The 26,401-nt window shown below is 50.0% G+C and carries 27 protein-coding genes and 1 pseudogene; 16 read left to right on the plus strand and 12 right to left on the minus strand.

Annotation, left to right across the window (positions count from 1 at the left end; all coding sequences use genetic code 11):
- Nucleotides 1-39: 39 nt before the first annotated feature.
- From SK32_RS05510 to SK32_RS05540, 7 genes and pseudogenes are all read left to right on the plus strand, one after another.
- A pseudogene (locus tag SK32_RS05510) lies at nucleotides 40-224 on the plus strand (hypothetical protein); the annotation flags it as partial.
- 157 nt (nucleotides 225-381) lie between these two features.
- On the plus strand, nucleotides 382-1,728 hold the full coding sequence (locus SK32_RS05515; protein WP_077253535.1) for an ISNCY family transposase: 1,347 nt from the start codon (nucleotides 382-384) through the stop codon (nucleotides 1,726-1,728).
- 48 nt (nucleotides 1,729-1,776) lie between these two features.
- Entirely contained in the window at nucleotides 1,777-2,172 is a 396-nt protein-coding gene (locus tag SK32_RS05520; RefSeq protein WP_004143398.1) for a helix-turn-helix domain-containing protein, read from the plus strand.
- 326 nt (nucleotides 2,173-2,498) lie between these two features.
- Nucleotides 2,499-2,891, plus strand: a complete 393-nt coding sequence (locus SK32_RS05525; protein WP_048211672.1) for a hypothetical protein — start codon at nucleotides 2,499-2,501, stop codon at nucleotides 2,889-2,891.
- Nucleotides 2,892-3,399: 508 nt separating this feature from the next.
- The gene (locus SK32_RS05530) at nucleotides 3,400-4,278 is read left to right on the plus strand and encodes a capsular polysaccharide export protein, LipB/KpsS family (RefSeq protein ID WP_269156196.1); all 879 of its coding nucleotides are present in this window, start codon (nucleotides 3,400-3,402) and stop codon (nucleotides 4,276-4,278) included.
- Between the two features lie 68 nt (nucleotides 4,279-4,346).
- Complete coding sequence (tam, locus tag SK32_RS05535; protein WP_048211674.1) at nucleotides 4,347-5,105, plus strand: trans-aconitate 2-methyltransferase; 759 nt, start codon at nucleotides 4,347-4,349, stop codon at nucleotides 5,103-5,105.
- A 151-nt stretch (nucleotides 5,106-5,256) separates the two neighbouring features.
- Nucleotides 5,257-5,634 (plus strand): GFA family protein, encoded by a 378-nt coding sequence (locus tag SK32_RS05540; RefSeq protein WP_048211675.1) that lies wholly within the window; start codon nucleotides 5,257-5,259, stop codon nucleotides 5,632-5,634.
- Nucleotides 5,635-5,718: 84 nt separating this feature from the next.
- On the opposite strand, the gene SK32_RS05545 is transcribed toward SK32_RS05540, so the two are convergent.
- From SK32_RS05545 to sad, 7 genes are all read right to left on the minus strand, one after another.
- Complete coding sequence (locus SK32_RS05545) at nucleotides 5,719-6,633, minus strand: bestrophin family protein (protein WP_048211676.1); 915 nt, start codon at nucleotides 6,631-6,633, stop codon at nucleotides 5,719-5,721.
- 206 nt (nucleotides 6,634-6,839) lie between these two features.
- Nucleotides 6,840-8,291, minus strand: coding sequence for a tagaturonate reductase (locus SK32_RS05550; protein WP_048211677.1), 1,452 nt, complete (start codon nucleotides 8,289-8,291; stop codon nucleotides 6,840-6,842).
- A gap of 106 nt (nucleotides 8,292-8,397) precedes the next feature.
- Nucleotides 8,398-8,925, minus strand: a complete 528-nt coding sequence (locus tag SK32_RS05555) for a GNAT family N-acetyltransferase (RefSeq protein WP_048211678.1) — start codon at nucleotides 8,923-8,925, stop codon at nucleotides 8,398-8,400.
- An 80-nt stretch (nucleotides 8,926-9,005) separates the two neighbouring features.
- A complete protein-coding gene (locus tag SK32_RS05560) occupies nucleotides 9,006-9,365 on the minus strand; it encodes a DUF4186 domain-containing protein (protein WP_048211679.1) in 360 nt (119 codons plus the stop codon).
- Entirely contained in the window at nucleotides 9,365-10,291 is a 927-nt protein-coding gene (glsB, locus tag SK32_RS05565; protein WP_048211680.1) for a glutaminase B, read from the minus strand. Before glsB ends, SK32_RS05560 begins: the two co-directional genes overlap by 1 nt.
- Nucleotides 10,292-10,353: 62 nt before the next feature.
- The gene (locus tag SK32_RS05570; protein WP_048211681.1) at nucleotides 10,354-11,931 is read right to left on the minus strand and encodes a methyl-accepting chemotaxis protein; all 1,578 of its coding nucleotides are present in this window, start codon (nucleotides 11,929-11,931) and stop codon (nucleotides 10,354-10,356) included.
- A gap of 102 nt (nucleotides 11,932-12,033) precedes the next feature.
- Complete coding sequence (gene sad, locus SK32_RS05575) at nucleotides 12,034-13,422, minus strand: succinate-semialdehyde dehydrogenase (RefSeq protein WP_048211682.1); 1,389 nt, start codon at nucleotides 13,420-13,422, stop codon at nucleotides 12,034-12,036.
- Nucleotides 13,423-13,524: 102 nt separating this feature from the next.
- Here sad and ptrR point away from each other — a divergent pair, with 102 nt between their 5' ends.
- Nucleotides 13,525-14,400, plus strand: a complete 876-nt coding sequence (ptrR, locus tag SK32_RS05580; protein ID WP_048211683.1) for a putrescine utilization regulator PtrR — start codon at nucleotides 13,525-13,527, stop codon at nucleotides 14,398-14,400.
- On the opposite strand, the gene SK32_RS05585 is transcribed toward ptrR, so the two are convergent.
- The 3 genes from SK32_RS05585 to dtnK are packed head-to-tail and all read right to left on the minus strand — an operon-like array spanning nucleotide 14,397 to nucleotide 17,383.
- The gene (locus SK32_RS05585) at nucleotides 14,397-15,158 is read right to left on the minus strand and encodes a DeoR/GlpR family DNA-binding transcription regulator (RefSeq protein ID WP_048211684.1); all 762 of its coding nucleotides are present in this window, start codon (nucleotides 15,156-15,158) and stop codon (nucleotides 14,397-14,399) included. The two genes, ptrR and SK32_RS05585, sit on opposite strands and share 4 nt — an antisense overlap.
- A 1-nt stretch (nucleotide 15,159) precedes the next feature.
- Complete coding sequence (locus SK32_RS05590) at nucleotides 15,160-16,146, minus strand: D-threonate 4-phosphate dehydrogenase (RefSeq protein ID WP_048211685.1); 987 nt, start codon at nucleotides 16,144-16,146, stop codon at nucleotides 15,160-15,162.
- Nucleotides 16,139-17,383, minus strand: a complete 1,245-nt coding sequence (gene dtnK / locus SK32_RS05595) for a D-threonate kinase (RefSeq protein WP_048211686.1) — start codon at nucleotides 17,381-17,383, stop codon at nucleotides 16,139-16,141. Before dtnK ends, SK32_RS05590 begins: the two co-directional genes overlap by 8 nt.
- Before the next feature lie 171 nt (nucleotides 17,384-17,554).
- Here dtnK and SK32_RS05600 point away from each other — a divergent pair, with 171 nt between their 5' ends.
- The 5 genes from SK32_RS05600 (at nucleotide 17,555) to SK32_RS05620 (ending at nucleotide 23,365) form a co-directional block, all read left to right on the plus strand.
- Entirely contained in the window at nucleotides 17,555-18,724 is a 1,170-nt protein-coding gene (locus SK32_RS05600) for an iron-containing alcohol dehydrogenase (protein WP_048211687.1), read from the plus strand.
- Nucleotides 18,717-19,601 (plus strand): dihydrodipicolinate synthase family protein, encoded by an 885-nt coding sequence (locus SK32_RS05605; protein ID WP_048211688.1) that lies wholly within the window; start codon nucleotides 18,717-18,719, stop codon nucleotides 19,599-19,601. Before SK32_RS05600 ends, SK32_RS05605 begins: the two co-directional genes overlap by 8 nt.
- Before the next feature lie 47 nt (nucleotides 19,602-19,648).
- Nucleotides 19,649-20,599, plus strand: coding sequence for a phosphoglycerate dehydrogenase (locus SK32_RS05610; RefSeq protein WP_048211689.1), 951 nt, complete (start codon nucleotides 19,649-19,651; stop codon nucleotides 20,597-20,599).
- A 65-nt stretch (nucleotides 20,600-20,664) separates the two neighbouring features.
- Nucleotides 20,665-21,984, plus strand: a complete 1,320-nt coding sequence (locus tag SK32_RS05615) for an MFS transporter (RefSeq protein ID WP_048211690.1) — start codon at nucleotides 20,665-20,667, stop codon at nucleotides 21,982-21,984.
- A 184-nt stretch (nucleotides 21,985-22,168) separates the two neighbouring features.
- The gene (locus SK32_RS05620) at nucleotides 22,169-23,365 is read left to right on the plus strand and encodes a sugar transporter (protein ID WP_048211691.1); all 1,197 of its coding nucleotides are present in this window, start codon (nucleotides 22,169-22,171) and stop codon (nucleotides 23,363-23,365) included.
- 34 nt (nucleotides 23,366-23,399) lie between these two features.
- On the opposite strand, the gene SK32_RS05625 is transcribed toward SK32_RS05620, so the two are convergent.
- Nucleotides 23,400-24,065, minus strand: a complete 666-nt coding sequence (locus tag SK32_RS05625; protein WP_048211692.1) for a MarC family NAAT transporter — start codon at nucleotides 24,063-24,065, stop codon at nucleotides 23,400-23,402.
- Nucleotides 24,066-24,322: 257 nt separating this feature from the next.
- Between SK32_RS05625 and marR the strand changes: the two genes are divergently transcribed.
- From marR to marB, 3 genes are read left to right on the plus strand one after another with little or no spacing between them, the layout of a single operon-like run.
- Complete coding sequence (marR, locus tag SK32_RS05630; protein ID WP_048211693.1) at nucleotides 24,323-24,757, plus strand: multiple antibiotic resistance transcriptional regulator MarR; 435 nt, start codon at nucleotides 24,323-24,325, stop codon at nucleotides 24,755-24,757.
- 18 nt (nucleotides 24,758-24,775) lie between these two features.
- Nucleotides 24,776-25,159, plus strand: coding sequence for an MDR efflux pump AcrAB transcriptional activator MarA (marA, locus tag SK32_RS05635; RefSeq protein WP_156182759.1), 384 nt, complete (start codon nucleotides 24,776-24,778; stop codon nucleotides 25,157-25,159).
- Nucleotides 25,160-25,189: 30 nt separating this feature from the next.
- Nucleotides 25,190-25,408, plus strand: coding sequence for a multiple antibiotic resistance protein MarB (gene marB / locus SK32_RS05640; RefSeq protein WP_048211695.1), 219 nt, complete (start codon nucleotides 25,190-25,192; stop codon nucleotides 25,406-25,408).
- A gap of 31 nt (nucleotides 25,409-25,439) precedes the next feature.
- Here the strand turns inward: marB and eamA are convergent, their stop codons facing one another.
- On the minus strand, nucleotides 25,440-26,339 hold the full coding sequence (gene eamA, locus SK32_RS05645) for an O-acetylserine/cysteine exporter (protein ID WP_048211696.1): 900 nt from the start codon (nucleotides 26,337-26,339) through the stop codon (nucleotides 25,440-25,442).
- Between the last annotated feature and the right edge of the window lie 62 nt (nucleotides 26,340-26,401).

Genomic DNA, 26,401 nt, shown 5'->3' on the forward strand with positions numbered 1-26,401 from the left:
CAGGCGAAAGAGAAGGGCGAAGTGACTATTCCCGGCGGCCAGGCTAATGATGTCTGTACGCAAGGTCATAGTTTTGGAAAATGGCTGCTTAATGATGTTGTATTGCGCATTTCTAACTTAGCTGATCAAGTGGGTATCAAGGCCATCATGGTGCATGCCATTGATGACAAGGCCGGGCCTTCTATGAGTATTTTGTAATGGGGGGAACCCGTAGAGGGTTATGAGTCAGGTACGCATTGATTTGATTTAACATAATATACATTATGCGCACTCAGATTGTCAGCACAAAGCGTTATTGTCGTCTCAGCACAATTCACACGCGTCGTGTACGCTAAGCCTTCATTTTGCTCAGCACAGGACCGCGATCTTATGTTGGTGACTATGACAGACAAAGAACTTTACCGGCTTGGCATCATTCAGCGAGTATTTGACCGGGCTTTGCTTCAGCGCGACGCAGCAGACATACTTAAGCTCAGTGTTCGTCAGGTGCAGCGTCTTGTGCGTCTGTACCGGACAGATGGCGCAACCGCATTTGCATCTTCCCGCCGTGGACGTCCTGCAAACAACCGGATCGATGAAGAAACACGCTGTAAAGCCCTGGATTTGATCCGGTGCCACTATTCAGATTTTGGCCCAACGCTCGCAACCGAAAAACTGGCTGAACGCCATCATATATATCTCTCCGTTGAAACCATCCGTAACTGGATGACAGCCGACGGTCTCTGGCGTCCTCATTCCCGCCGGCGAACCCGGGTTTACCAGCCGCGCTATCGTCGCGACTGTTTCGGCGAACTGGTTCAGATCGATGGCTCTCACCATGACTGGTTCGAAGGAAGAGCCCCAAAATGCTGTCTTCTGGTCTTCATGGATGACGCCACAGGTCGCCTGATGCACCTGCGATTCTGTGATTCAGAAAACGCGTTTGACTACATGATGGCTACCCGGCAATACATTGATAAACATGGTAAACCTGTCGCATTTTACAGCGACAAGCATGCGGTGTTCAGGGTCAGCGGACCCGAGAGCCGACGTACCGGCACAACCCAGTTCGGACGGGCTCTCCGGGAACTGGCGATCGAATTGATTTGTGCCAACAGCAGCCAGGCAAAAGGTCGCGTGGAACGGGTAAATAAAACGCTCCAGGATCGACTGATTAAAGAGATGCGCCTGCAGAACATCAGCTCGGTTGCTGAAGCCAATCAGTGGATTGAACATTTCATGTCTGATTTTAACCGTCGTTTCTCCCGGCCGGCAAAATACCCTAAAGATCTGCACCGTGCGGTCACACAGAGTCCACTGGAGCTGAATGATATCTTCGCCTGGCAGGAGCTACGGACCTTATCGAAAGCACTGACTTTTCAGTATGATAAAGTCATGTATATCATTGAACCCACCGAACAAAATACGCGCATAGCAGGTGAAAAAATTACCGTTTATGATTACCCTGACGGAAGCATTACTTTCCGGCATCAGCACCGGCCACTGGGTTATAAGATTTTCGATAAACTGACCTGCGTTGATCAGGGGGCGGTTGTTGATAACAAACGACTGGGTGCCGTTCTGAGGCTGGCACAGCAGAAACAGGACGAGCTGGAGGCTGAAGGAAAGCGAATGCGCAGTACAAAAATGCCCCGCAGGCGCGCTCAGGAGCGTGCACTGGAAGAGCTCAGGGCGATCAACCCGGTGCTGGCCAGTCCGCAGGATTTTATCCCCAGCCTGAAGCGATGAGCCCTTCCCTCACCTGTGGATCTGATATGGCCGACAGATGAGAGAAAAATGGACGACAACAAACCAGTGCTCCTGACACTTCACGAAGCGCTACGCCTGGATTTGATTGAAGCCTATATGGCGCGGGAAATCACGCTGGCAGAAGTGGCAGAGTCCATGGAGCTCACCCGTCGTCAGTGCTCCCGCCTGATTAAGCGCTATCGCGAGCTGGGGCCAGCCGGTCTGGTCAGCCGGCGCCGTGGAAAGCCCGGCAATCATCAGTTAAACACCACCATCAGAGATCAGGCACTGCAGCTTATTCGCTCACGCGGCCGGGGTATGAATCCGTCAGCCATCTGGCGAATTCTGACCACAGAATACGGTGTCCGGATTTCAAAAGAGACCGTACGTAAACTGATGATAGCCGAGAAAACCTGGCAACCACGTTCTTCCTCCAAAGCCTGACTCAACCTTAAAAAGGCATTGTCCAGACTCTCCACTGACGTCAGGTCAGCTTTGTTTTCAGCACGACATTTCAACATTGGCTAGACACAGATAGAGAGAAGTGAAATCTGCCATACTGGGTTCATCATTGTGCTGGTCATTGATAACGCCTGACAGCGTTGTTCCTGGATTCAGGCTGTTCACCGACTACCATTCAAACCATATACTTTACGCATACGTCAAATCGCTGACGTTGCAATTGCTCACTCAGTCCTTTTCGCGTACAACCACAAGGTACGACACAAACCTGTGCCCTGGAATTTCACAGCAACGGACCCTACAGCACAATGCAAAGAACTATCCATGTTCATCAAAATGACAACGCTATCTTACGCGTCGCGTTTCTATTGGTTCTTTCATTCACACTGACCGGTTGTGCGTTGACCCGCGTCTCTGCCAGCTCACATGACAAAGACGTCGATGAGCTAAATGTTATTGGCTTGAATCTGGATGCTGCAAGGCAAAAAGCAATCGTGGATGGTTTTGTGTGCAGTAAGGATACAAACCTCAATCAGGTACAAACCGAAAGTGGCAGTCATAAATGGTTACAAACGGAATGCAGTAAAAAAAGCCTGGAACTGTTCTGCCCACAAATGCGGTTTATAGTACTCAATGTTGACCCCGATACAAATAAAGTTGTTGATGTGGGGAAATATATTAATCAGCATACTTGTTTCTGAATATGACATCGGCACCAGTAGGGCCTATGTCATATCGATATCCCCCTTCTGTCTCCACTTCTATTCAAGAGTACCGGATTGTATTGACCCTATGAAAATAATATAATACCTGCATACTTTTAATGATAATCGTTACTGTTTAGCGGACAGCCGACTGCCAAATAAAGATTAGCCTAACCCAAAGTTTTAATTACATTAATCACGTGGAGTTATGATGAATGATTTAAATCGTTTTTACTTTGACTTACCACAATGGCTAGGTAAGAGTGAAGGCATTCATCGACAATTTATTGGTAACTTTATATCTTGTCTCCATGATGAACAATTACAAGTAGTACTGAATCCAGTTAGCTTTCCCTGTTATGGTCTTAAAAGACTGGCAATTAAAGACTCTATTACATTCTCCTTCCACTCATATAATAATGACAAAAATGTTTTCTCGATAAAATAATCACCTATATATGGACTGTACTCTGTAGATAAAAATGGATATTCGGGATGGGCAGATATTTGTGTTAACTTCAGTTCATATATCGATAAAATAAATAAAATAGATCACGACAGTGCCAAAAGTATCATTGGCGAGAAGCGGGAATTTTTCAGGGAGACAAAACTCTCCAAGCATCAACAACCACATAACCACGTTGCTCTACCCTCGAATTACCTTTTTTTCCCCATGCAGGTCAACTCTGATTCGGTTACCGATCATGAGAACATCAGCGCCATGGAGGCATTAGACTATGTTGCGGCATTGGCTAAAAAGACAAATCGAAAGTTGGTAATCAAACGCCACCCGATGTGTAAATCCAGAGGTGTTGATGCCAAGATTGCGTATCTATTAGCAACCAACGAGAATGTTTTGTCTGTTGATGCTAATATCCACGAATTAATTGAAGGGAGTTCTGCCGTTATCGCATGTAATTCTGGTACAAGCATTGAAGCCTTGATTTTCGGTAAACCAGTTTATTGCTTTGGGCGAAGCGAATGGTACGAAGCTACACATAAAATTGAAGCCTTAGAAGATTTCGATGCGATATTTTTGAATGATACACACAGTACCATGTCTGTTTTCCAGGAGAAGTTGATAGCATATTTATTATCTGAATATTGGATTCAATTTGATGACATTGAATCTATTAAGGAAAAAATAAAATACTGCATAAGCCTCTATGAGAGCAACTACGGTGATGACTTTATCGACAACCATAATAATGGTGAATGTTATGTCAGAAGCTTTTTGAATGCCCAAAGAGAGATCGCGATCCTGAAGAGAAAGCAAAAGAAGTATAAGAAAGATTATGAATTATTATCTTTTGTAATACGATTTGTCCTATTTTTACCCTTTAAAGCTACACTTACTATGCTGGGAAGGAACAAGAATCATTGATTCTGAGGGCGTGATGGAAATTGCTGGCTCAGAATCATACTATTTCATCGCATACAGGATACAGAAACATGGCTGACTGGAACCCTTCGCTCTATCTGCAATATGAAACCGAACGTTCGCGACCCGCAGCTGAATTACTCAGCAGAGTCGCGCTGGAGAATGTCCGCTCAGTCGTCGATCTCGGCTGCGGCCCGGGTAACAGCACCGCATTGCTACATCAACGTTGGCCATCAGCGCAAATATCAGGCGTGGATTCTTCGCCGGCAATGCTGAGCGAAGCGCGTAACGCGTTGCCTGGCTGTCATTTTATCGAAGCGGATATTAGCGCATTTCAGACAGAAGAGCCCGTAGATCTGTTGTATGCAAACGCATCTTTGCAATGGGTTCCCGATCACTATCAGCTGTTCCCCCACCTGGTCTCTCTGCTGGGGAAAGATGGCGTATTGGCTGTACAAATGCCGGATAACTGGCTGGAGCCAACGCATGTTCTGATGCGTGAAGTTGCCTATGAACTGGGTTACCCCGATCGCGGCCGTGCGCCTCTTCCCGGAGTGCATGCGTACTATGATATTTTGACTGACATGGGTTGCGATGTTGATATCTGGCGTACAACCTACTATCACGTTATGGATTCACACCAGTCAATTATCGACTGGGTGAGTTCGACGGGGTTGCGTCCCTGGTTGCAGGAGCTGAGTGAAAGCGAACAACATCGCTATCTGGCGCGTTATCATGCATTGCTGCAGGAGCAATATCCACTGCAAGAGAATGGGAAAATACTGCTGGCGTTTCCGCGGTTGTTTATCGTTGCTAAACACAATTCTTAAGCACTGACCTCCTGGTATCAGCCTCTTTATACCAGGGGCTGATAATTATTGTGAATTCCCCATGCGCGCCCTCGCCTTTTTACGATGAGGATCTAGTGATGAAGCCAGTCATCTGCTAGTGTCTGAGAACGTTTACTGACGGGGGGTTGTCATGTCTAAAATCTACATTGGCGGTTGTCTGTGTGGCTCTGTTCGCTTTACCGCGACGAGCCCTAATAATTCGCATACCTGCTCGTGCGATATTTGCCGCAAGCATACCGGTGCACCAACCGTCGTCTGGATTGAATTTAATGCTGAAAATGTAGAATGGACGGGAAAAGCGGGTAAACCGACTACCTGGCGTTCTTCAGAAACCTCCAGTCGCGCTTTTTGCCCTCAATGCGGAAGTTCAGTTGGTGCCATTGATGATGCTCCGGTAATAGCGCTATTAGCGGGCGTTTTTGATGATCCCAATGATGAAGATCTGGCCCCCGAGTTTCATTCATTTACCGATATGCAGCCTGCGTGGTGGCAAAGAGAATTCGGCTAAAACCGCACTCACCGGCGCATCAAGTCTTACCTATTCCTTCCGTGAAACAATAAGAGCTGGTCGTGTTACCAGCTCTACCGGATGCTATGTCAGCTGGTAATGCTTATCTGGCATATGTTTCGCCGGCACAACGGTTTCATCATTCATCTGCAGCAAATCGATTTCAATCGCGTTACAAATCGCATCGAGTGGCAGATCATTATTCTCTGTACCAAACGGATCTTCGAGTTCTTCGGCTAGCGTATCGAGCGAGATAAAAGTATAGGAAATAAGCACCGAGATGAACGGTGTCATATAGTGTAAATCCACCACTAACGCGAACGGCAGCATGATGCAAAACAGATATACCGTGCGATGCAGGATTAAGGTGTAAGCAAACGGAACGGGTGTGTTCGCGATACGCTCACAACCTGCCAGCACTGCTGACATATCATTTAACCTGTTGTTTAAACTGTGAAATAATATATCAGATAGCTGCCCATTTCGCCTGCGAACGGCCAGCCACTCCCCCATCATCAGCAGAATGCGGTTGGCCGGTGATTGAGCCGCAAAAACGGTCTGTAAATCGCTCTCGCTGAGATATTTCGCCAGGGGTTCCGCCTGCGGTTGTCGACGTAAAGTCATACGCAGGCAATGGGCAAATGCGATTTGCAAACGAACGAACTGTCCCAGTTCAGCATCGTCTGGTAAGGTCGTTTTCACCTCACGCAGAAGCGAACGGGAAGCAATCATCAACTGCCCCCATAAATGTCGGGCTTCAACATAGCGCGAATAACAGGCGTTGTTACGAAAGCCTAAGAAGATTGCAATTGCGACACCAAGAATGCTGAACGGTGCCAAAGTAAATTTGATACCCAGCATCGTATACCATGGCAGCATGATGATAACGGCAATGGAGAGCAGGAAATTCAGCAGCAAGCGTGAAAAGATTTTGGATAATACTGAGCCATGCCAGACGAATATCAGGCGTACCCAGTGTTGTTGGGGGCGAACGATCATGGTTATCTTCGGAAAATGTGAAAGCCGGGACATTAAACGTGATCGCGATCAATGTTGCAAGCTTATAGCAACATTATCTAAACATCTTTTCCTGCTGACCATAGTGGGCATTGAAGCTACAGGTGTGCTCCATTTTTAGAAGTTATATTGTATGTTGTAACTAAATAAGGACGATAAAAAAACCCGGTCTGAACCGGGTTAACGTATTAGCACAGTGGCTTAACCGCTTCGCGCATGCCTTTCGCCAGGATAGAATCCAGGTCGGCAGAAACCTGTTCGACCAGCCCGGGAACCTGTGTCAGATCCTGTTCCCAGTGATCTTTTACGGCCAATACCGCGTTGACCAGCGCTTCGGTAGTAATCTGGCGGTCACGATGCTGAGCCCACAACACCTGGAAACGCTCCATCCAATGCGCATCATCCTGAACCGGATAAGATTCACCGTTACGCTCACCACGGTAGAAAGCAATCAAGGCTGCCAAGGCAAATGTCAGACGCAGCGGCAGTTGGCCGCTGGCCTTCTGCCCTGCCAACAACTGCGGCAGAATACGGGTGCGGAATTTGGTCATGCCATTAAGCGCAATCGACAATAGTTGATGCTTAATGTACGGGTTGCAGAATCGGCCGGTCACCGCGCTGGCAAATGAAGCCAATTCATCACGCGGCAGATCCAGCACCGGAATAATCTCTTCATAGATAGCTTTCTCAACGAAGGCGCGAATCTCAGCATCATTCATTGCCTCACCCACGGTATCAAGCCCTGCCTGCCAGGCGACCGGTACCAGGGCTGTGTGCGCACCGTTGAGAATGGCGACTTTACGCTCTTTATACGGCTTGATGTCATCAACAATCAGAACATTCAGCGGGTATTTATCGAGGCGAAGTTCAGTGGCTAATGATTTTGGCCCCTGAATAACAAACAGATAAAAGTGTTCTGCGGTATCAAGAAACGCATCATGATAACCCAGTTCAGCTTCAAGCTTCGCAACTTCGTCACGTGGGTAACCGGTAACAATACGGTCCACCAGCGTAGAACAAAATGCGTTTGCCTGGTCCAGCCACTGTACGAATGCTTCCGGCAACGCCCATTCCTGAGCATAACGCAAAACCAGTTCATGCAGCGCTTCACCATTGTAATCAATCAGCTCGCAAGGAATGATAATCCAGCCTTTATCAAGCGCACCGTTGAAATGGCTATAGCGTTCGAACAGCAGTCGGGTCAGTTTTGCCGGATAACTCACAGCCGGCGCATCATCAAACTTATCACCCGCGTGGTAGCTAATACCCGCTTCCGTGGTGTTAGAGAAAACAAAACGCATTTCAGGATTATGCGCCAGCTTCAGGAACTCATCGTATTCGCTATAGACGCTGATTTCGCGGTTAACCGAACGAATTAAACGGGCATCGCTGACGGCCTCGCCCTTTTCATTCAAACCACGAATGATGGTGGTATAGAGACCATCCTGGGTACTCAGTGACGGCGGAAAAGTACTTTCGATAGGACGAACAATGACCACACCAGCGTTCAGATCGGTATGTTCATTCAGCAGATCAACTTGCCAGTCAACAAAGGCGCGCAGGAAGTTTCCTTCACCAAACTGAATAATGCGTTCAGGATAGTGAGCACCGGGAAAATCGCGACGATTTAGTGTTTGCACAATGGGTTCCCTTTTTGATTAGTCATACAACCTGATTGAATTGGTCCAATAGGTTAGCAAACTTTAATACAATGAAACCCTGTTTTGATCAATCCCCGGTGACAAATTAGAGCGTTTTATAAAAAAGTGTGGTCCCGGCCACTGTTCCATCAGGCATTTTTGCATAGTCAGGGATTACCCCTGCTTTTTGCCATCCACAATTGTGGTAGAACAACTCGGCGGCGCTGCCTGTAGACGTATCAAGAACCAGGAGGGTTTTCCCTTCATGATGGGCGCAAATTTCCAGTGTATTCATCAATTCCCGGGCTATCCCACACCGCCGTGCAGAGGTATGAACCAGGAGTTTGGCAACGTCTGCACGATGAGGCTGGTTTTCGGGTTGATCAATAATGAGCTGAACGGTCCCAACAAGGGTCCCTTGCGCATTTTCAGCCCCCAGAACAATGCGTTCTCCACAAGAGACACTTTGTGCAACACGCGTCCAAAAAGGCCGCGACTTATCGCGGTTAAAAGGGAGCATAAAACTGACAGATGCGCCATCGTTCACGCACTGTTCAAGGACATCACTAAGCTCCTCGATTCTCGACAGGATCTGTTCCGCGCTCAGTATAAAGCAGGGGGTGTGGGTAGCCATTTAGTCTCCTTAGATTGACCCCTTCATACTGCAATTAACAATTACATAACACAAGGAGTCGAATCATAGGATTATGTTATCTATGGCTTATTCATTTGCAGCACTAACCAGTGGTAGATAACAGTGACAACGTAACGTTGCTGTTGCTCGCTCAACGGTTGCCCCTGAGGTATATCATGCCATTTGGCCAGACATCCCCTACAGCAGGTCGCCGTGGCATGTTGAGCGATAAACACCGGATGTCCACGCATCGGCGTTTGCTTTCCGTCATTGGTCGGGAGCGCGGGAGCCAGGCGCTTAGCAATAAAATCGGCCGCATGTTGTTCAATGACCGGCGCACCTTTTTCCAGACAATATTGTCTTTCTTTCTGACCGAGACGAAACCGCGATCGAAAAGTCGATTTCGCCAGTCGGGCAAAAAGCGAGTCGAGCGTGTTCATCAGTAAACCGAGCGCCCTAACTGTTGAGTTAATTGTTCCAGTACCGCAATACCCGCCAGCGAGTTCCCTGCGGGATCCAGTTCCGGACTCCAGACCGCAATCGCCATCTCATGCGGCACGATCGCCACAATACCACCACCGACACCCGATTTCGCCGGCAAACCTACCCGCCAGGCAAACTCCCCGGCATTTTGATACATACCGCTGGTCGCCATTAGCGCGTTAATCTGCCGCGCCTGCATCGGCGTGACCACGGGCTCCGCAAGATGAAAGGCATGCCCCTGATTCGCCAGAAAGACGAACGTGCGCGCCAGCTCCACACAGCTCATTTTCAGCGCGCAGTAGTGAAAATAATTTTGCAGAACGGTCGTCACATCGTGATGAAAATTACCAAAGGACTTCATCAGCCAGGCAATTGCCGCGTTGCGGGCTGAGTGCTCAAACTCAGAGCGTGCCACCGTCGTATCATAAGCAATATCTGAAACGCCACTTAATGCACGTACCACTTCCAGCATTCGTTGCCGTGGCGCACTCAGGCGACCTTGCAGCATATCGCAAACCACCAATGCCCCGGCATTGATAAAGGGATTACGTGGTATACCCTGCTCCATTTCCAGCTGCACCAGCGAGTTAAACGGGTGACCGGAAGGATCTTTGCCAACACGTTGCCAGATCTCGTCTTCCTGGTAATGACGCATTGCGACAACCAGGCTAAGCACCTTTGAAATCGACTGAATAGAAAAACGTTCTTGCGCATCCCCCGCCTGATAGTGCTGACCATCAACGGTGCAAATGGCAATACCCAGTTTTGAGCCATCGACAGAGGCTAATGCAGGAATATAATCGGCAACTTTTCCCTGACCAATCAGCGGACGAACCTGCTGCACAATGGTCTCTAAAATTGAATTGTCCATGGCCCTGGCCACAACATGCTCCTTGCTCGCAGGTATGAAAGGCCTGCGAGTATAACAGAGCTGAATACACAGCGTCAGGCCGGAAGACGGAATCTGGCAACGGCCTGCATAAGCTGATGAGATTCATGATGTAACTGTAAGGAGGAATCAGACGCAGCGTTCACCAGATCGCTGGTCTGTCGGGCTTCGTTATTCAGAGCCTGAAGCTGACTGGTCAACTCGTGAATACGGGTTCCTTGATTCATCGTCGCAGCAGAAATATCATTCAGTAAGGCGCCAAGATTTTCCACCAGCGATATAACCTGCTGTAAGTTGTCATCCAGTCCGTTCACCGCATGAAATCCTTCGTCAATACCCGCTAAGGAATGATGAATCAGCGCCTGAATATTCTGCGTGGACTGACTGCTTTTTCTCGCCAACAACCCAACTTCTTTTGCAACAACCGCAAATCCACGCCCTTGTTCACCAGCATGCGCAGCTTCAATCGCCGCATTTAACGCCAGAATATTGGTCTGAAACGCGATGCTGTCAATCAGTGAGATGATCCCGCGCATCTCTGATGAACGGGCAACAATTGCCTGCATCGACGCATTTACCGTTGCCATCATCCGGTTGCCACCCGCAGCAATATCCCGCGCCTGCACGGCGCGTTGATTCGCCAGTTGAGCAAACCCACTGTTATCCTCGACATGTGTTTCCAGAAACGAAATATGTGATGTCACCGTATTTAGCTCATCGCTCTGTTTCGCGGATTGCTGATATAACTGTTTATTGCTTTGCGTAAGCTGAGTGATATTTCCCACCATTGAGGTCGTAGCGTCATTCACCTGTTGCACCAGAATCCGTAGCCCCTGCTGCATCGCGTCGATACGTGAGCTCAGTTGTGTCACTTCACGATTAAACTGGCTCACCTGGGGGGCTGGACGGGAAAGATCGCCAGCCGCTAACACATCAATATGATCGATCAGTCGTCTCAGTGGCGCGATTACCCAGCGGGACATACTGCGCCAGACCAGTACCGCAATCACCACCAGCACAAGAGGAATAAATAAAAAGAGGTGCTGTAAACGTTCAAGACTGGTCAACAGCTGCTCTCGCCCTTTTTCCGTCTGCTGGAAACTGTCTTGCTGAAAACGTGCATAATTTTCATTAAAGTCTGTCTGAAACGCCTGAACAGGCACGGCAAAAAACGCATCAATGCTATTGGATTGCATTAATCCATCGGCCTGCTCCTGAATACCGCTATAAAAACGCTGATAGCTCTCCATCAAGTCGGGAGGCTGATGCGGATCCATTGCAAGCCAGGCATCCCATGCCGTTTTTGACTGCGTTAACGCATGCTGGGCCTCTTCCATTAACGGGCGCCAGCTCCCTTCCGAGCCGGTAGCCGCATCCTGCATAAAGTAAACGCCAGCACGATTAAGTAAGTCGCTGGCAGATAACAACGCCACCCTTGCTTCATCGATCTTCGACTGTTGCAAAAGCACCTGCTGATTATGCTGTTCATTAATCTGCGCGTCCCTGACAGAGGCTGAGAGCATAAGCGAGGATGCAATCTGCAAAACAGAGAACAGTGCAATAATACAAATGATACCGGTTAACAGACCAAACTGACGGGGAGTCAGGCGACGAAAAATTTGCGTTATGTTCATATTACTCTTCTGTATCAAAGCGTTAGGCGCGAGTGTACGCAGAGTAAATGACAAATTTATTGCAGAAATAAGACGGGTGCCCCTGCAGAGGCACCCGGGCTATCAGAGACGGTTTTTCCAGACGGTTTGCACATTGCAAAACTCATGCAGACCAAAGTGAGAAAGCTCACGACCAAAACCGCTTTTCTTCACGCCGCCAAAAGCAACGCGAGCATCACTGGCACTGTAACCATTAATAAACACGCCACCACACTCCAGACGGGCCGCCATAGTTTGCGCCAGTGCCTCATCCGCGGTAAACAACGTCGCCGACAAGCCGAACTCGCTGTCATTAGCCAGTGCTAATGCGTGCTCAGCATCCTTCGCGACGGTAATCGCCGCAACCGGGCCAAACAGCTCCTGACGAAACGCCGTCATTTCCGGCGTAACATCACCCAGTACCGTCACGGCATAGTAATTACCCTGACCAGCTATTTTTTCCCCACCGAGGAGTAAGCGCGCCCCTTGAGCCAGTGAATCTTCAACCTGCTGATGCAGTTCATCCCGCAGATCAAAACGTGCCATTGGGCCGAGATCGTTCTCTTCATTTAGCGGATCGCCCATTTTCAGTGCACTGGCTGCCGCAACAAAACGGTGGGTGAATTCTGCCGCAATCCCTTCTTCAATAATAAAGCGTTTCGCTGCGGCACAAACCTGCCCGGTATTCTGATAACGCCCTGCCACTGCGGCTTTAACCGCTAAATCAAGGTCTGCATCATTAAGCACGATAAACGGATCGGAACCGCCTAACTCAAGCACGCATTTCTTCAGCGCTGCACCAGCCTGAGCGCCAATCGCAGCACCAGCACGAACGCTGCCCGTCACCGTTACCGCCGCGATACGCGGGTCATTGATCATCTGACTCACCCCGGCGTTATCGGCATTCACCCAGCCATATACCCCAGCGGGTATTTCCGCATCGGTAAAGACCTGGGCGATAATCGCGGCACAACCAGTGACATTCGGTGCATGCTTTAACAGATAGCCATTTCCGGCCAGCAAAATCGGCACGGCGCCGCGCATAACCTGCCAGAGCGGAAAGTTCCACGGCATGATCGCCAGAATAGTCCCCAGGGGACGGTACTCAATCACGGCCTGATGATTCTCAACCTGCGTGGCCTCGGTACTGAGCATCGCTGGCCCATGTTCGGCGTACCAGTCACATAATGCCGCAGACTTTGCCACTTCCGCACGTGCCTGCCTGACGGGCTTACCCATTTCACGCGAGATACACTGCGCCATCTCTTCGGCGCGTTCACGCAGCGCTTGTCCGACCCGGCGCAACATCTGTGCGCGATGGGTGACGGTCGTGCGTTTCCATGCGTTGAATCCCGTCGCCGCCAGATTCAGCGCGTGGGTAATCTCATCGGCGCTGGCCCACGGCATTGCCGTCAGCATTTCGCCACAGGTCGGGTCAACGGAAATAGCATGTGTTGCTGCTGTGATGGTCATAAGTGCCTCTCTTTCTCGCAAGGTATGGTTATATCATGCGCAGGTTTACTCTTTCTGAAAAATGAATAATATTAACCATACCATTCACGAACAGAGAAAATTATGGACCTGACGCAACTTGAAATGTTCAATGCCGTCGCAGAGACCGGCAGCATCACGCAGGCTGCGGCGAAGGTGCATCGCGTGCCGTCCAATCTCACCACGCGTATTCGCCAGCTTGAAGCGGACCTTGGCGTCGATCTGTTTATTCGTGAAAATCAACGTCTGCGGCTTTCTCCCTCCGGGCACAATTTTTTGCGTTACAGCCAGCGGATCCTGGCGCTGGTAGAAGAAGCGAGGATGGTGGTCGCAGGTGATGAACCACAGGGATTGTTCTCTCTGGGATCGCTGGAAAGTACAGCCGCCGTGCGTATTCCGGCCACACTTGCCGAATATAATCAGCGCTACCCTAAAATCCAGTTTGCACTGGCAACAGGACCGTCCGGTACCATGCTGGACGGTGTGCTCGACGGTACGCTGAACGCCGCTTTTGCTGATGGCCCTATTACCCATCCAGGTCTTGAAGGAATGCCGGTGTACCGTGAAGAGATGATGATTGTCACCCCACACGGCCACCCCCCCATCAAACGGGCCAGCGATGTGAATGGTTACAATATCTATGCCTTTCGCGCCAACTGTTCCTATCGTCGCCACTTTGAAAGCTGGTTTCACGCCGATCGTGCCATGCCAGGCACGATCCATGAAATGGAGTCCTACCACGGCATGCTGGCCTGTGTGATTGCCGGCGCGGGAATCGCGCTGATTCCACGTTCTATGCTGGAAAGCATGCCAGGCCACCATCAGGTCAATGCCTGGCCACTGAGTGAAAACTGGCGTTGGTTAAATACGTGGCTGGTCTGGCGTCGGGGGGCGATGACGCGACAGCTGGAAGCATTTATTGAGGTACTGGAACCTCAGCTGTCGCAAAATTCAGATTAACTGGCGAACGTCAGATGGCAAGGCAGTTGCTCAAGCTGCTGCCGCACCTCTTCATTGAGTCGCGCATCGGTCACGATATCCGTCAACGCATCCAGATGTGTGACGTTGAAAAGTGACCATGCACCGTATTTTGAACTGTCTGCCAGCAGTACGCGACGTTTGGCGTTTGCAATCAGGTCGCGCTTTAGACCGGCCTTTTCTTCCGTCGGTGCGGTGATCCCGCGGGTCAGATCCCAGCCGTTACAGCTTAGAAACGCGATATCCGGCCACACGTTTTGCAGCAGTTTACGCCCGTGCTCGCCGATACAGGACTGGCTGGAGTCATCAATACGCCCGCCAATGATCGTCACTTCAATTTGCTTGAACTCAGAAAGAAATAGCGCAATGTGCAGATCGCTGGTGATGACGCGCAACGGCAGATGGGTAAGCTGGCGCGCCAGTTCAATCATCGTCGTTCCCGCATCCAGGATAATGGCGTCCCCGGCTTTCACCAGGCTTGCCGCCGCGCAGGCAATAGCCTGTTTTTCCATCAGGCTGCGCTGCATTTTTTCATGTGTGGTTGGTTGTGAAGGGATAAACCGGTTAAGCGTCACGCCGCCGTGAGTACGGCTGATAACACCTTCCTGATCGAGTTTAATCAGGTCGCGGCGAATGGTCGCCGGAGAGGCCTGAGTCACAGCGACAAGCTGTTCAACTGTCGCCAGATTATGCCCTTTCAGATAATCCATAATCTGTTCTAACCGATTATATCCCTTCATTTTAATCCCGCGTAATTTGCATTGCTAACTGGATGGACACGGCCATGCTCTCAGACTTGGCTTTACCTGTCCAGGCAATATCAAACGCCGTGCCGTGGTCTGCAGAAGTGCGAATAAATGGCAATCCGGCGGTGATATTCACCCCATCATAGAATCCCAGCAATTTTAGCGGAATATGGCCCTGATCGTGATACATTGCCACCACCATGTCATACATACCTTCGTGGCACTGCATAAAGACAGTATCTGGTGGACATGGTCCCGTAACATTTAACCCTTTCGCTTGCATTGCCTGCACCGCGGGTCCGACTATCGTTATCTCTTCCTCGCCAAACAGGCCATTTTCGCCGGCATGGGGGTTGACGCCTGCGACCGCAATACGTGGATTATCAAACCCGACACGACGCAGGAAATCATCTGCGACCTGAATGACTGTTTTTACACGCTGTTCACTGAGCGTATCAAGGAATTTACGTAGTGCAATATGCGTGGTGACATGAATCACTTTAAGCTGTTCGGTATACAGCACCATCGCATAGTCTTTGCTGTTGGTCAGTTGCGCCAGCAGTTCGGTATGGCCGGGATAATGATGTCCCGCCATGTGCAGTGCTTCTTTATTCAGCGGCGCAGTGGCAATGGCCTTAACTTCACCACTTAGCGCCAGTGCTGTAGCGCGTTTAATACAGCGATAGGCCAAATCACCCGCCGGCGCTTGCACCACCCCCGGTTCAAGCGCCGCAGGATCGGCAAGGGGTTCGTCAATCACGTTGATAACACCGGGGGCGAATTGCGCCTGGGTTACGCTGTCGATAACCCGGAGTTCCGCTGGCGGCGTGACATTTAATGACTGGATACGACGCAGCGTTTGGGCACATCCCACAACCACAACCGGCGCGCCAGACAGCTCTCCCTCCACCAGCGATTTAATAATAATCTCAGGTCCAATACCTGCAGGGTCGCCCATAGTTACTGCAATAATGTTATTCACTCATGTTCTCCTCGATAAAATTTAAAACCTGACGCAACGTCGTTTCGTCACCAAATCCCCCTGCCTTTGTCATAACCGGGCGTTGCCAGTCGCCACCGACAAAATGACCGTACGGCACACACTGGGCCACACGGTCAGTAATACGAAATCCTGTTGCCTTAAGGGCGTCTGCAACCGCCATCGCCACATCACCACCAGAGAGATACAGCGCGCCTGGCGATACCTCCTGCAAAACCTGCCGGATAAGCTGTCCAAGAAACTGGCAGATTTTTTCACCGAGCTGAGCGCGATTCATCCCCATACGCACGCACAGCTGCGGAATATGATGGCGTGCTTCACTGTCGGGACTTGTGTGAACAATGCAGTGCCTACCAGAGGAGAGGATCCTAACGATGTGCTGCGCGTACTCTGTCGAGCTACCGCTGAAGATATTTTCGATATCAATGAATACAGTCCCCACCTGCGGGTCCTGGTACACAGCGGCAATCTGCTGTTGAGCGATTTCACTCATTGAACCCACTACCGCCAGTAAACACTGTGAGGACGGTGTCCGGACATGACGGGCCAGCGCGTCACAGATCCCGGCAGACCCCACCAGCAGCGGCAGCTCATCCTGCATCAGCGCATCAGTAACAATCACATCAAGGTCAGCGTCAGTCCGGGCATCCACAACCCAAATCTGCGGCGTCTCAACAGCAGGCTCGCGCAGGTGCTGCATGTAGTCATTCAGTGACATCGCCCGACACGCAATGGTGGTTTGTGCCTGTATCACCTCACAAATATCGGCACTCATCACCGGTGTTTTCGGATCGCTGGCAAATTCGGTCTGCGTTACCGGAATACCGTTAACGAGGCACTGCCCCTGCTCGGTGGTTCGCCCGACTGAGGGACAAGCCAGTGCCACGATGGCCCGCTTTTTACCTGTAATCCGCATTAACGCGTCCAGTTCGGCCCCCGGGTTTCCGCGCAATGTTGAATCTATTTTCTTCAGCCACTGCGTCTGAGGACCAGCCTGACTCGTCAGAGCCAGCTCACTTACTCTGGCGGCGGCCTGCTCTGCCTCCAGCGCACGACTATCCGTGTTGATGACCAGCACATCTGCATCATCGGCACAGGGCAATGTGAAAGCGACATTTACCGTCATTCCCGTCAGCGCCAGACTCACCCCCGCATCATTTCCCCCCGTAAAGTCATCAGCAATGACAAGGATCTGGGGTCTTACAACATGTCTACTCATCCATGCTCCGGGTTGTTGTATGTTGATAATGATTATATTCAATCACATTTGATTAAATGTGAGCAAGCTCAAGTTATTCATCTCCGAGATAAATTATAAATTTAGCCCATGATGCAATCGTTCCTGAATCTCAGTGAGCGAATTCAATCACTCGAACAACAGGAGAATGCTGTGGCAACAATCAATAGCACCGTCATTAGCGGTTCGAATGCTATCCCCGCACTGGAGCCGTTACTGGCAGGTAAACGCCAACTGTTACTGGTGACGGATAGCAATATTGTCGGACTGGGCGCGGTAACACAGATCCGCAACTTACTGACCAACGATGGACGTCATGTGGCTCTGATTGACAATGTGCCTGCAGAACCCGGGCATCACGATGTCAGCGCACTATTAAAAAACGTACAAGGTCTCAACGTAGAAATGGTGATCGGTATCGGCGGTGGTAGCGTACTGGATGTGGCGAAACTGCTCTCCGTCTTATGCCATCCTGAATCTCCGACGCTTGATGCCATGCTGGCGGGAGAAAAACCGCTGCAACGCGTTGCTTCTGTGCTGATCCCCGCCACAGCAGGTACGGGTTCTGAAGCGACTCCCAATGCGATTCTGGCGATCCCGGAACAAAACACCAAGGTCGGCATCATTTCTCCGGTGCTATTACCGGATTACGTGGCCCTGTTGCCAGAACTCACCACCAGCATGCCGGCGCATATTGCCTCGTCCACTGGCATCGACGCGCTATGTCATCTGATCGAATGCTTTACCGCTACCGTCGCCAATCCGGTAAGTGATAACGCTTCGCTCATTGGCCTGCGTAAGCTACTCAACCATATCGAAATCTCCGTCAATGAGCCGGAAAATCTGCTGGCCAAACTGGAGATGCTGTGGGCATCGTATTACGGCGGTGTGGCGATTAATCATGCTGGTACTCACCTGGTCCACGCGCTCTCTTACCCGCTCGGCGGTCGATACCATCTCCCACATGGCGTCGCTAACGCCATTCTGTTAGCACCCTGCATGAAAGTGATTCGCCCATTTGTGGTCGACAAGTTTGCCCTGGTGTGGGATCTGCTGCCTGACGCTGACTCAACACTCAGTGCCGAAGAAAAATCCCGCGCCCTGGTGGAGTACTTCGCCACACTCGTGAAACGACTGAACCTGCCCGATAACCTGGCAACGCTTGGTGTACCGTCTACTGATATTCCCGCACTGGCCGATGCCGCACTGAACGTAAAACGCCTGATGAATAATGCTCCCTGCGAGGTGAGTCATGAGGATATTCAGGCCATTTATCAAACTCTGTTTCCAGAACTGAATACCAAAGGAGTGAATCATGAGTAAGAAAATCTGTGGTGTACTGACGGCAATCGTTACCCCGTTCGACCACGACGGCGGGCTTAACCTTAAAGAACTGAGAAACCAGGTAAACCGCCAGTTAAATGCCGGAAACGGTATTTTCTGCGGCGGCACAAACGGTGAGTTTTTTGTGCTCAACGAGGAAGAAAAAATAGCAGTGACCCGCACCTGCGTTGAGGAAGTTGCTGGGCGGGCGAACGTAGTGGCGCATATTGGTGAAATCTCTACCCGTGAAACCATCCGTCTGGGCAAGCAGATAGAAAAACTGGGCGTCGATGCCGTATCGGTGATTACCCCGTATTTTGTTCCGCTCAAACAGCAGGAACTGATAGATCACTATACCGCGATTGCCGACGCGCTATCGGTACCGGTATTTCTCTACAACATTCCGGCACGTACGGGAAATACCATTGAACCGGAAACAGCCAGAGTGCTGGCGGCACACCCGAACATAATCGGGATCAAAGACAGTGCCGGCAGTTATGAAAGTCTTAGCAGCTTCCTGGATGCAGTTAAAGATATCGAGGGATTTGATGTGCTGAATGGTCCAGATTCACTCATTCATCAGGGATTTGTTGATGGCTGTTCAGCCTGTATTTCCGGTTTGGCGAACGTAGCGCCAAAAGAAATTAACGCTATCTGGGCGCGATTCAAGGCCGGTGATGTTGTCGGATCGCATGAAGCACAGGAAAGCGTCACAGGTTTACGAACCGAGCTCTATAAAGTTGCGTTCTCGCCCGCCGCAGTCAAAAAAGCATTGCAAATCATGGGACATGAGGTAGGCGCAAGCCGTTACGCTGTCACGTTTGATGCTCATCAGGAACGCCAGATCCAGCAAATTATCAATAACTATTTACGATAGACACTTTTACAGCGGCGGCAACGCCGCTTAACTAACAGGATTGTATTATGAAAGTCATCTGTACATCACCTTCATTTGCCAAATACGATCAGCAACCGATCAAACTGCTTAACGACGCCGGACTTGAGTTAATCATGCTACCTGCAGATGCCGGTTTAGAAGCGCTTGCACCTCATCTGGAACAGACAGTGGCAATGATCGTCGCTTTTACCGATGTTAATGCCGGACTAATAGCTGCGGCACCGAATCTGAAAATCGTCTGCAAACACGGCGTGGGTGTCGATAATATTGACCTCAATGCCACGCGTGAAAAAGGTATTTTTGTTACCAATGTGCCGGATGCCAATAAGCATGCCGTCGCAGACTTTGCGTTTTCCCTGATCCTTAACTGTGCGCGTCAACTCCCCTACGCGATTGAACAAACCCGCGCGGGAAACTGGCCACGGATCTTCGCCTCCGATGTATATGGAAAAACGATTGGCATTATTGGGTTAGGTAATATAGGTAAACAGGTTGCACTGCGAGCCCGCGGCTTTAATATGCGCGTGCTGGCTCACGACGCATGGCAGGATGCACAGTTCGCCGCAGATAATCACATTGAATACGTTTCGCTCGATGAACTAACAGAACAAAGTGATTTCATCACGTTACACACTCCGCTGACGCCTGAAACCAAAAATCTCTTTGATTTGGCGCAGATGAAAAAAATGAAGAGCACTAGTTATCTCATAAACGTTTCACGCGGTGGTGTCGTTAATGAAGAGGATCTCTTTCTGGCTCTCACGCAGGGTGTCATTAAGGGCGCTGCCGCCGATGTCTTTTTACAAGAGCCGTGCAATTCACACCCCTTATTTGCGCTCGATAATTTCATCCCTACGGCACATATTGCAGGATATACCGAGGGTGCGATCAGCAATATAGGCGAGCAATGTGTTTATAACATCATTGAACATGTCATTCATCAGCGTAAGCCTAAAAATATAATGAACGGATTATAACATTGTGGAGATAACCCTACCCTTTCCACAATAATAAAAATGAACATCTACCATGGGCCAGATATATGAATAATTTTGCAGAAAAATCCCGAATTCGTTGGTGGATTGCGGGATTAATGTGGCTTGCTATTGCAATTAACTATATTGACCGGACGGTATTATCTGCTGCAGCACCTCACCTCATTGATGAGCTAAAACTCGATCCTGAAATGATGGGGTTTATCATGGCGGCGTTCTTCTGGTCATATTCTTTACTGCAAATACCGGCAGGTTGGTTTGCTGACCGTTTTGGTCAGAAAAAAGGTCTGGGTTTTGCCGTCGCGTGGTGGTCAATCGCCACCTCAATGATGGGTTTAGCCACTGGATTTAAATCTCTACTCGCATTGAGACTCGCTCTGGGCGTCGGTGAAGCCGCCGCCTATCCAAGCAATGCAGGGATCGCTGCGCGCTGGTTCCCGGATCGGGAGCGGGCCACCGTCTCAGGATTGTTTGACAGTGCCTCTAAATTTGGCGGTGCCGTCGCGATGCCGCTTATTGTCTGGATGATCTACCAGTTTGACTGGCGGATGACATTTCTGATTATTGGTGGTGTAGGCATTTTTTGGGTCATCGCCTGGTATTTTATTTATACAGAAAACCCGGAGGACCACAAAAGGATCAGTACAAGCGAAATTAAACATATTCGCGAAGGGCAAAAGCAAAAACACGGCGACAAATCCGTATTACCGATGCGTTGGTATAAACTGTTGCGCTACCGTAACATTTGGGCAATGTGTATCGGTTTCTTTACCATCAACTATACATCCTATTTCTTTATTACCTGGCTACCCACTTATCTGGTAAAAGACAAAGGAATGGATTTTATCAAAATGGGGATGGTTGCCGCCCTGCCATTATTATGTGGGATGGTGATCGAAGTCTTTGCCGGCTGGGCCTCTGACCGTATGGTACATAAGCGGATCCTGTCGCTGACTGCCACAAGAAAATTATTCCTGACAATCGGTCTGTTAATGGCTTTATGTATTGGTTTTGCCCCTTTTACTGATTCCGTGTTTATGACCGTGTTTTTACTGTGTGTGGCGAAATCAGGCACCACGGTTGCCGCCTCGCAGGTCTGGGCACTACCGGGTGACGTTGCACCTAAAAACAGCGTATCGATTGTTGCAGGGTTACAGAATACTGTCTCCAATATGGGAGGCGCGGTAGGACCAATTATTACCGGAGCCATTGTTGCAGCCACTGGCTCCTTTACCTGGGCGCTGGTGTTCTCTGCCGCACTGGTGGTTCTGGGAATTTTGAACTATCTGTTTTTGATGGGTAAAGTTGAGCCAATCATCGACAGTGAGCATGAAGCGTTGTGCATGAAAGAAGCGCAGCTGCACTAAACTCGCTCAGGTAACGGTATTCTCCGGTCAGTCAGTAGTACTGACCGGCTTTATTTTCTCTCGTAATGCACCGCATTATCATCCGCAAAACAGCGTGATCTTAATCACGAAATGATTGTATTTTCACCAGTAAACGTTTTAAGATCGCCACCTCTCCTTTTTGCAGCTAACCCGATTTATACATATGACAACAAACACTGTTTCCCGCAAGGTCGCGTGGCTACGGGTAGTTACGCTTGCTATTGCCGGTTTTATTTTCAATACCACTGAGTTTGTCCCGGTCGGGTTGCTGTCCGACATTGCGCAAAGTTTTAATATGCAGACCGCGCAGGTTGGGATCATGTTGACGATCTACGCCTGGGTGGTGGCCCTGATGTCGCTGCCCTTCATGCTGCTCACCAGTCAGGTAGAACGCCGCAAGCTGCTGATCTGCCTGTTTGTCGTGTTTATCGCCAGCCACGTACTCTCTTTCCTGGCATGGAATTTTACCGTGCTGGTGATTAGCCGTATTGGTATTGCTTTCGCACACGCCATTTTCTGGTCGATCACTGCATCGCTGGCGATACGCCTTGCTCCGGCCGGGAAACGCGCGCAGGCACTCAGCCTGATTGCGACCGGCACCGCGCTGGCGATGGTATTAGGCCTGCCTATCGGACGCATCGTCGGCCAGTATTTTGGCTGGCGCACTACCTTCTTCGCCATCGGTATGGGCGCGCTAATTACCCTGCTTTGCCTGATTAAGCTTCTGCCCAAATTACCCAGTGAGCATTCCGGCTCATTAAAAAGCCTGCCGGTGTTATTCCGCCGTCCGGCGTTAATGAGCCTGTATCTGCTGACAGTGATTGTGGTCACCGCGCATTATACGGCTTATAGCTATATCGAACCCTTTGTGCAGACTGTCGCCGGGCTGAGCGCTAACTTTGCCACTGTGCTGCTTCTGGTTCTCGGTGGCGCGGGTATTATTGGCAGCGTAATTTTTGGCAAGCTGGGTAATCAGTATGCCTCGGTGTTGATAAGCGCGGCTATCGCCCTGTTGACCCTGTGCCTGGTGCTGCTATTGCCTGCTGCTGATAGCGAAATGCACCTGGCTGTCCTGAGTATTTTCTGGGGCATTGCCATTATGGTGATCGGCCTGGGAATGCAGGTGAAAGTACTGGCACTGGCTCCGGATGCCACTGACGTCGCAATGGCGCTGTTCTCCGGTATCTTTAATATTGGTATTGGCGCGGGAGCGCTGGTGGGAAATCAGGTAAGTCTGCACTGGTCGATGTCGACGATTGGTTACGTCGGTGCACTTCCTGCCGTTGCCGCGCTGATCTGGTCAGTGATTATCTTCCGCAAATGGCCGGTAACACTGGAAGAACAACCACAGCAGCAATAAGAAAAAGGCCCGGTAGATATACCGGGCCCGTTGTTTAATGGTAGGTTTGGATGATTTCCAGCACGCCGTTAATAATAAACTGCACACCCATACACACCAGCAGGAAGCCCATCAGACGGGAAATAGCTTCGATCCCGCCTTTCCCCACCAGCCGCATAATTCCGCCAGAACTGCGCAGACATCCCCACAAGATAATCCCGACGACGGCAAAAATAATGGGCGGCGCAACCATGATCACCCAGTCCGGGAATTCGGAACCGTGCCGTACGGTAGAGGCCGAACTGATGATCATTGCAATCGTCCCCGGGCCGGCAGTACTCGGCATGGCCAGCGGAACAAAGGCAATATTGGCCGTCGGTTCGTCCTCCAGTTCTTCGGATTTGCTTCTCGCTTCCGGAGAATCATGCGCTTTCTGCTGAGGGAACAGCATACGAAAGCCGATAAACGCAACGATTAACCCGCCCGCAATACGCAACCCGGGAATCGAAATCCCAAACGTATTCATTACCACCTGCCCGGCGTAGTACGCGACCATCATAATGGCAAATACATAGACAGACGCCATTAATGACTGACGGTTACGCTCTGCGCTGTTCATGTTGCCAGCAAGGCCGAGAAACAGCGCCACGGTGGTTAACGGGTTTGCCAGCGGTAACAGGACTACCAGCCCCAGTCCTATTGCTTTAAACAAGTCCATCATAATGTCATCTTTCCTGTGCGTTTTTCGTCAACGGCAAGTATAAGGGCAAACTCCAGGGTTAAGCCATGTTGTCGATGTAAGGATTCATTAGTTCTCTTTACGCATAAACCCTACGGATCAGAACGTTAAAAACGCGCTATGCGTAGCGCGTTCCTGATGTTTTAGCAAAACGTGGCATGCGGCCACTCATTCATTTGACTTATATTTGCCTAAGCAATAATATCAGCCGTGACTAACTACTTGCCAGGGCAACCATTGTGAAAAGCACCAGTGATCTGTTCAATGAAATCATCCCACTGGGTCGTTTGATCTACATGGTTAATCAGAAAAAAGATCGTTTATTAAACGACTATTTGTCACCGCTGGATATCACGGCATCGCAGTTTAAGGTGCTCTGCTCCATCCGTTGTGCGGTGTGCATTACCCCTGTCGAATTGAAAAAAGTGCTGTCTGTCGATCTTGGCGCCCTGACGCGGATGCTGGACAGACTGGCCTGTAAAGGCTGGATAGAAAGACTTCCGAATCCACATGACAAGCGCGGTGTACTGGTGAAACTCACCGAGCACGGCGCAGCAATTTGCGAGCAGTGTCATCAATTAGTAGGGCAAGACCTGCACCAGGAACTAACAAAAAACTTAACGGCGGAAGAAGTAGCAACACTTGAGCATTTGCTTAAGAGGATCCTGCCGTAAACAGAAAGAGGTATGACGATGTCCAGACGCAATACTGACACAATCACTATTCATAGCATTTTGGACTGGATCGAAAATAACCTTGAATCGCCACTCTCGCTGGAAAAAGTGTCTGAGCGTTCAGGTTACTTCAAATGGCACCTGCAGCGGATGTTCAAAAAAGAAACCGGTCATTCATTAGGTCAATACATCCGTAGCCGCAAAATGACTGAAATAGCGCAAAAATTGAAAGAGAGTAACGAACCGATCCTCTATCTTGCAGAGCGTTACGGTTTTGAGTCTCAGCAAACGCTGACCCGGACCTTTAAGAACTATTTTGATGTACCGCCGCATAAATATCGGGTGACGAATATGCATGGCGAATCCCGGTATTTGCTCCCGCTCAATCAATGCAATTGCTAATCGCCAGTTAACGACGTAACCGAGGAAATCATGAAACTTCTGTCTTATGCGATGCTGGCCCTGCTGCTTGTTGCGTCGGGCCAGAGCATGGCGGAACAGACCCCGCAACCGACAACGCAAAATAATCGCGACGCGATGATTATGCCCCCTGCGCACGATCAGTCCCCGTTCGATTTTAATCATATGGGTGCCGGCAGCGATAAATCCGATGAGTTAGGCGTGCCTTATTACAATATGCACAGCCTGTAATTATTTAGCCCCGTCACTGCGGGGCTTTTTTTTAACCCTTCACCTGCACAATCTTGCGCAAGCGAAAACCGAACACGTTGATATACAACCCCGCCATGATCAACAACGCACCAAGCAGTTGCAGCCCGGTTAACGTTTCATCCAGCAGCACAGCGGCACTGACCAACCCTACCACGGGTACCAGCAACGACAATGGCGCAACACGCCAGGTTTCATAGCGCCCCAGCAGAGAACCCCAAATGCCATAGCCCACAATGGTCGCCACAAAGGCCAGATACACCAGGGACAGGATGGTAGTCATATCGATCGCCACAAGGCTCTGCACGATTTGCGCTGGGCCATCAAGCAATGCCGATGCCAGAAAAAACGGTACGACAGGAATTAATGCGCTCCACACCACCAGCGACATGACCGCTGGACGCGAAGTATGCTGCATAATTTTCTTGTTAAAGATATTGCCGCAGGCCCAGCTCAGTGCCGCCGCCAGCGTCAGCATAAAGCCAAGCATACCAACATGTTGTCCATTGAGACTCGCCTCAATCAATACCAGCACACCGAACACCGCCAGCGCGATACCGACCAGTTGCTTCCCCTGCAAACGCTCGCCAAAGGCGAACGCGCCCAGCACGATAGTGAAAAACGCTTGCGCCTGTAAAACCAGCGATGCCAGACCGGCAGGCATCCCAAACTTGATGGCGCTAAACAGAAAAGCGAACTGACCGAAGCTGATGGTCAGGCCATAGCCAAGTAACAGCGAGAGCGGGATCTTCGGGCGGGCAACAAAAAAGATTGCGGGAAACGCCACCAGTAAAAAGCGCAAGCCTGCCAGCATCAACGGCGGCATATTGTGTAGTCCCACCTTAATGACAACAAAGTTCAGCCCCCAAACTACGACAACCAGTAACGCCAGCAACCCATCTTTACGCGACATACCACCGCCCCTGCAAATATTAAATTTTTGTAAACAAGTTAAGGTAACGGAAATCGTTGTAC

This window comes from Citrobacter sp. MGH100, from assembly GCF_001034465.1.
Classification (GTDB): domain Bacteria; phylum Pseudomonadota; class Gammaproteobacteria; order Enterobacterales; family Enterobacteriaceae; genus Citrobacter; species Citrobacter youngae.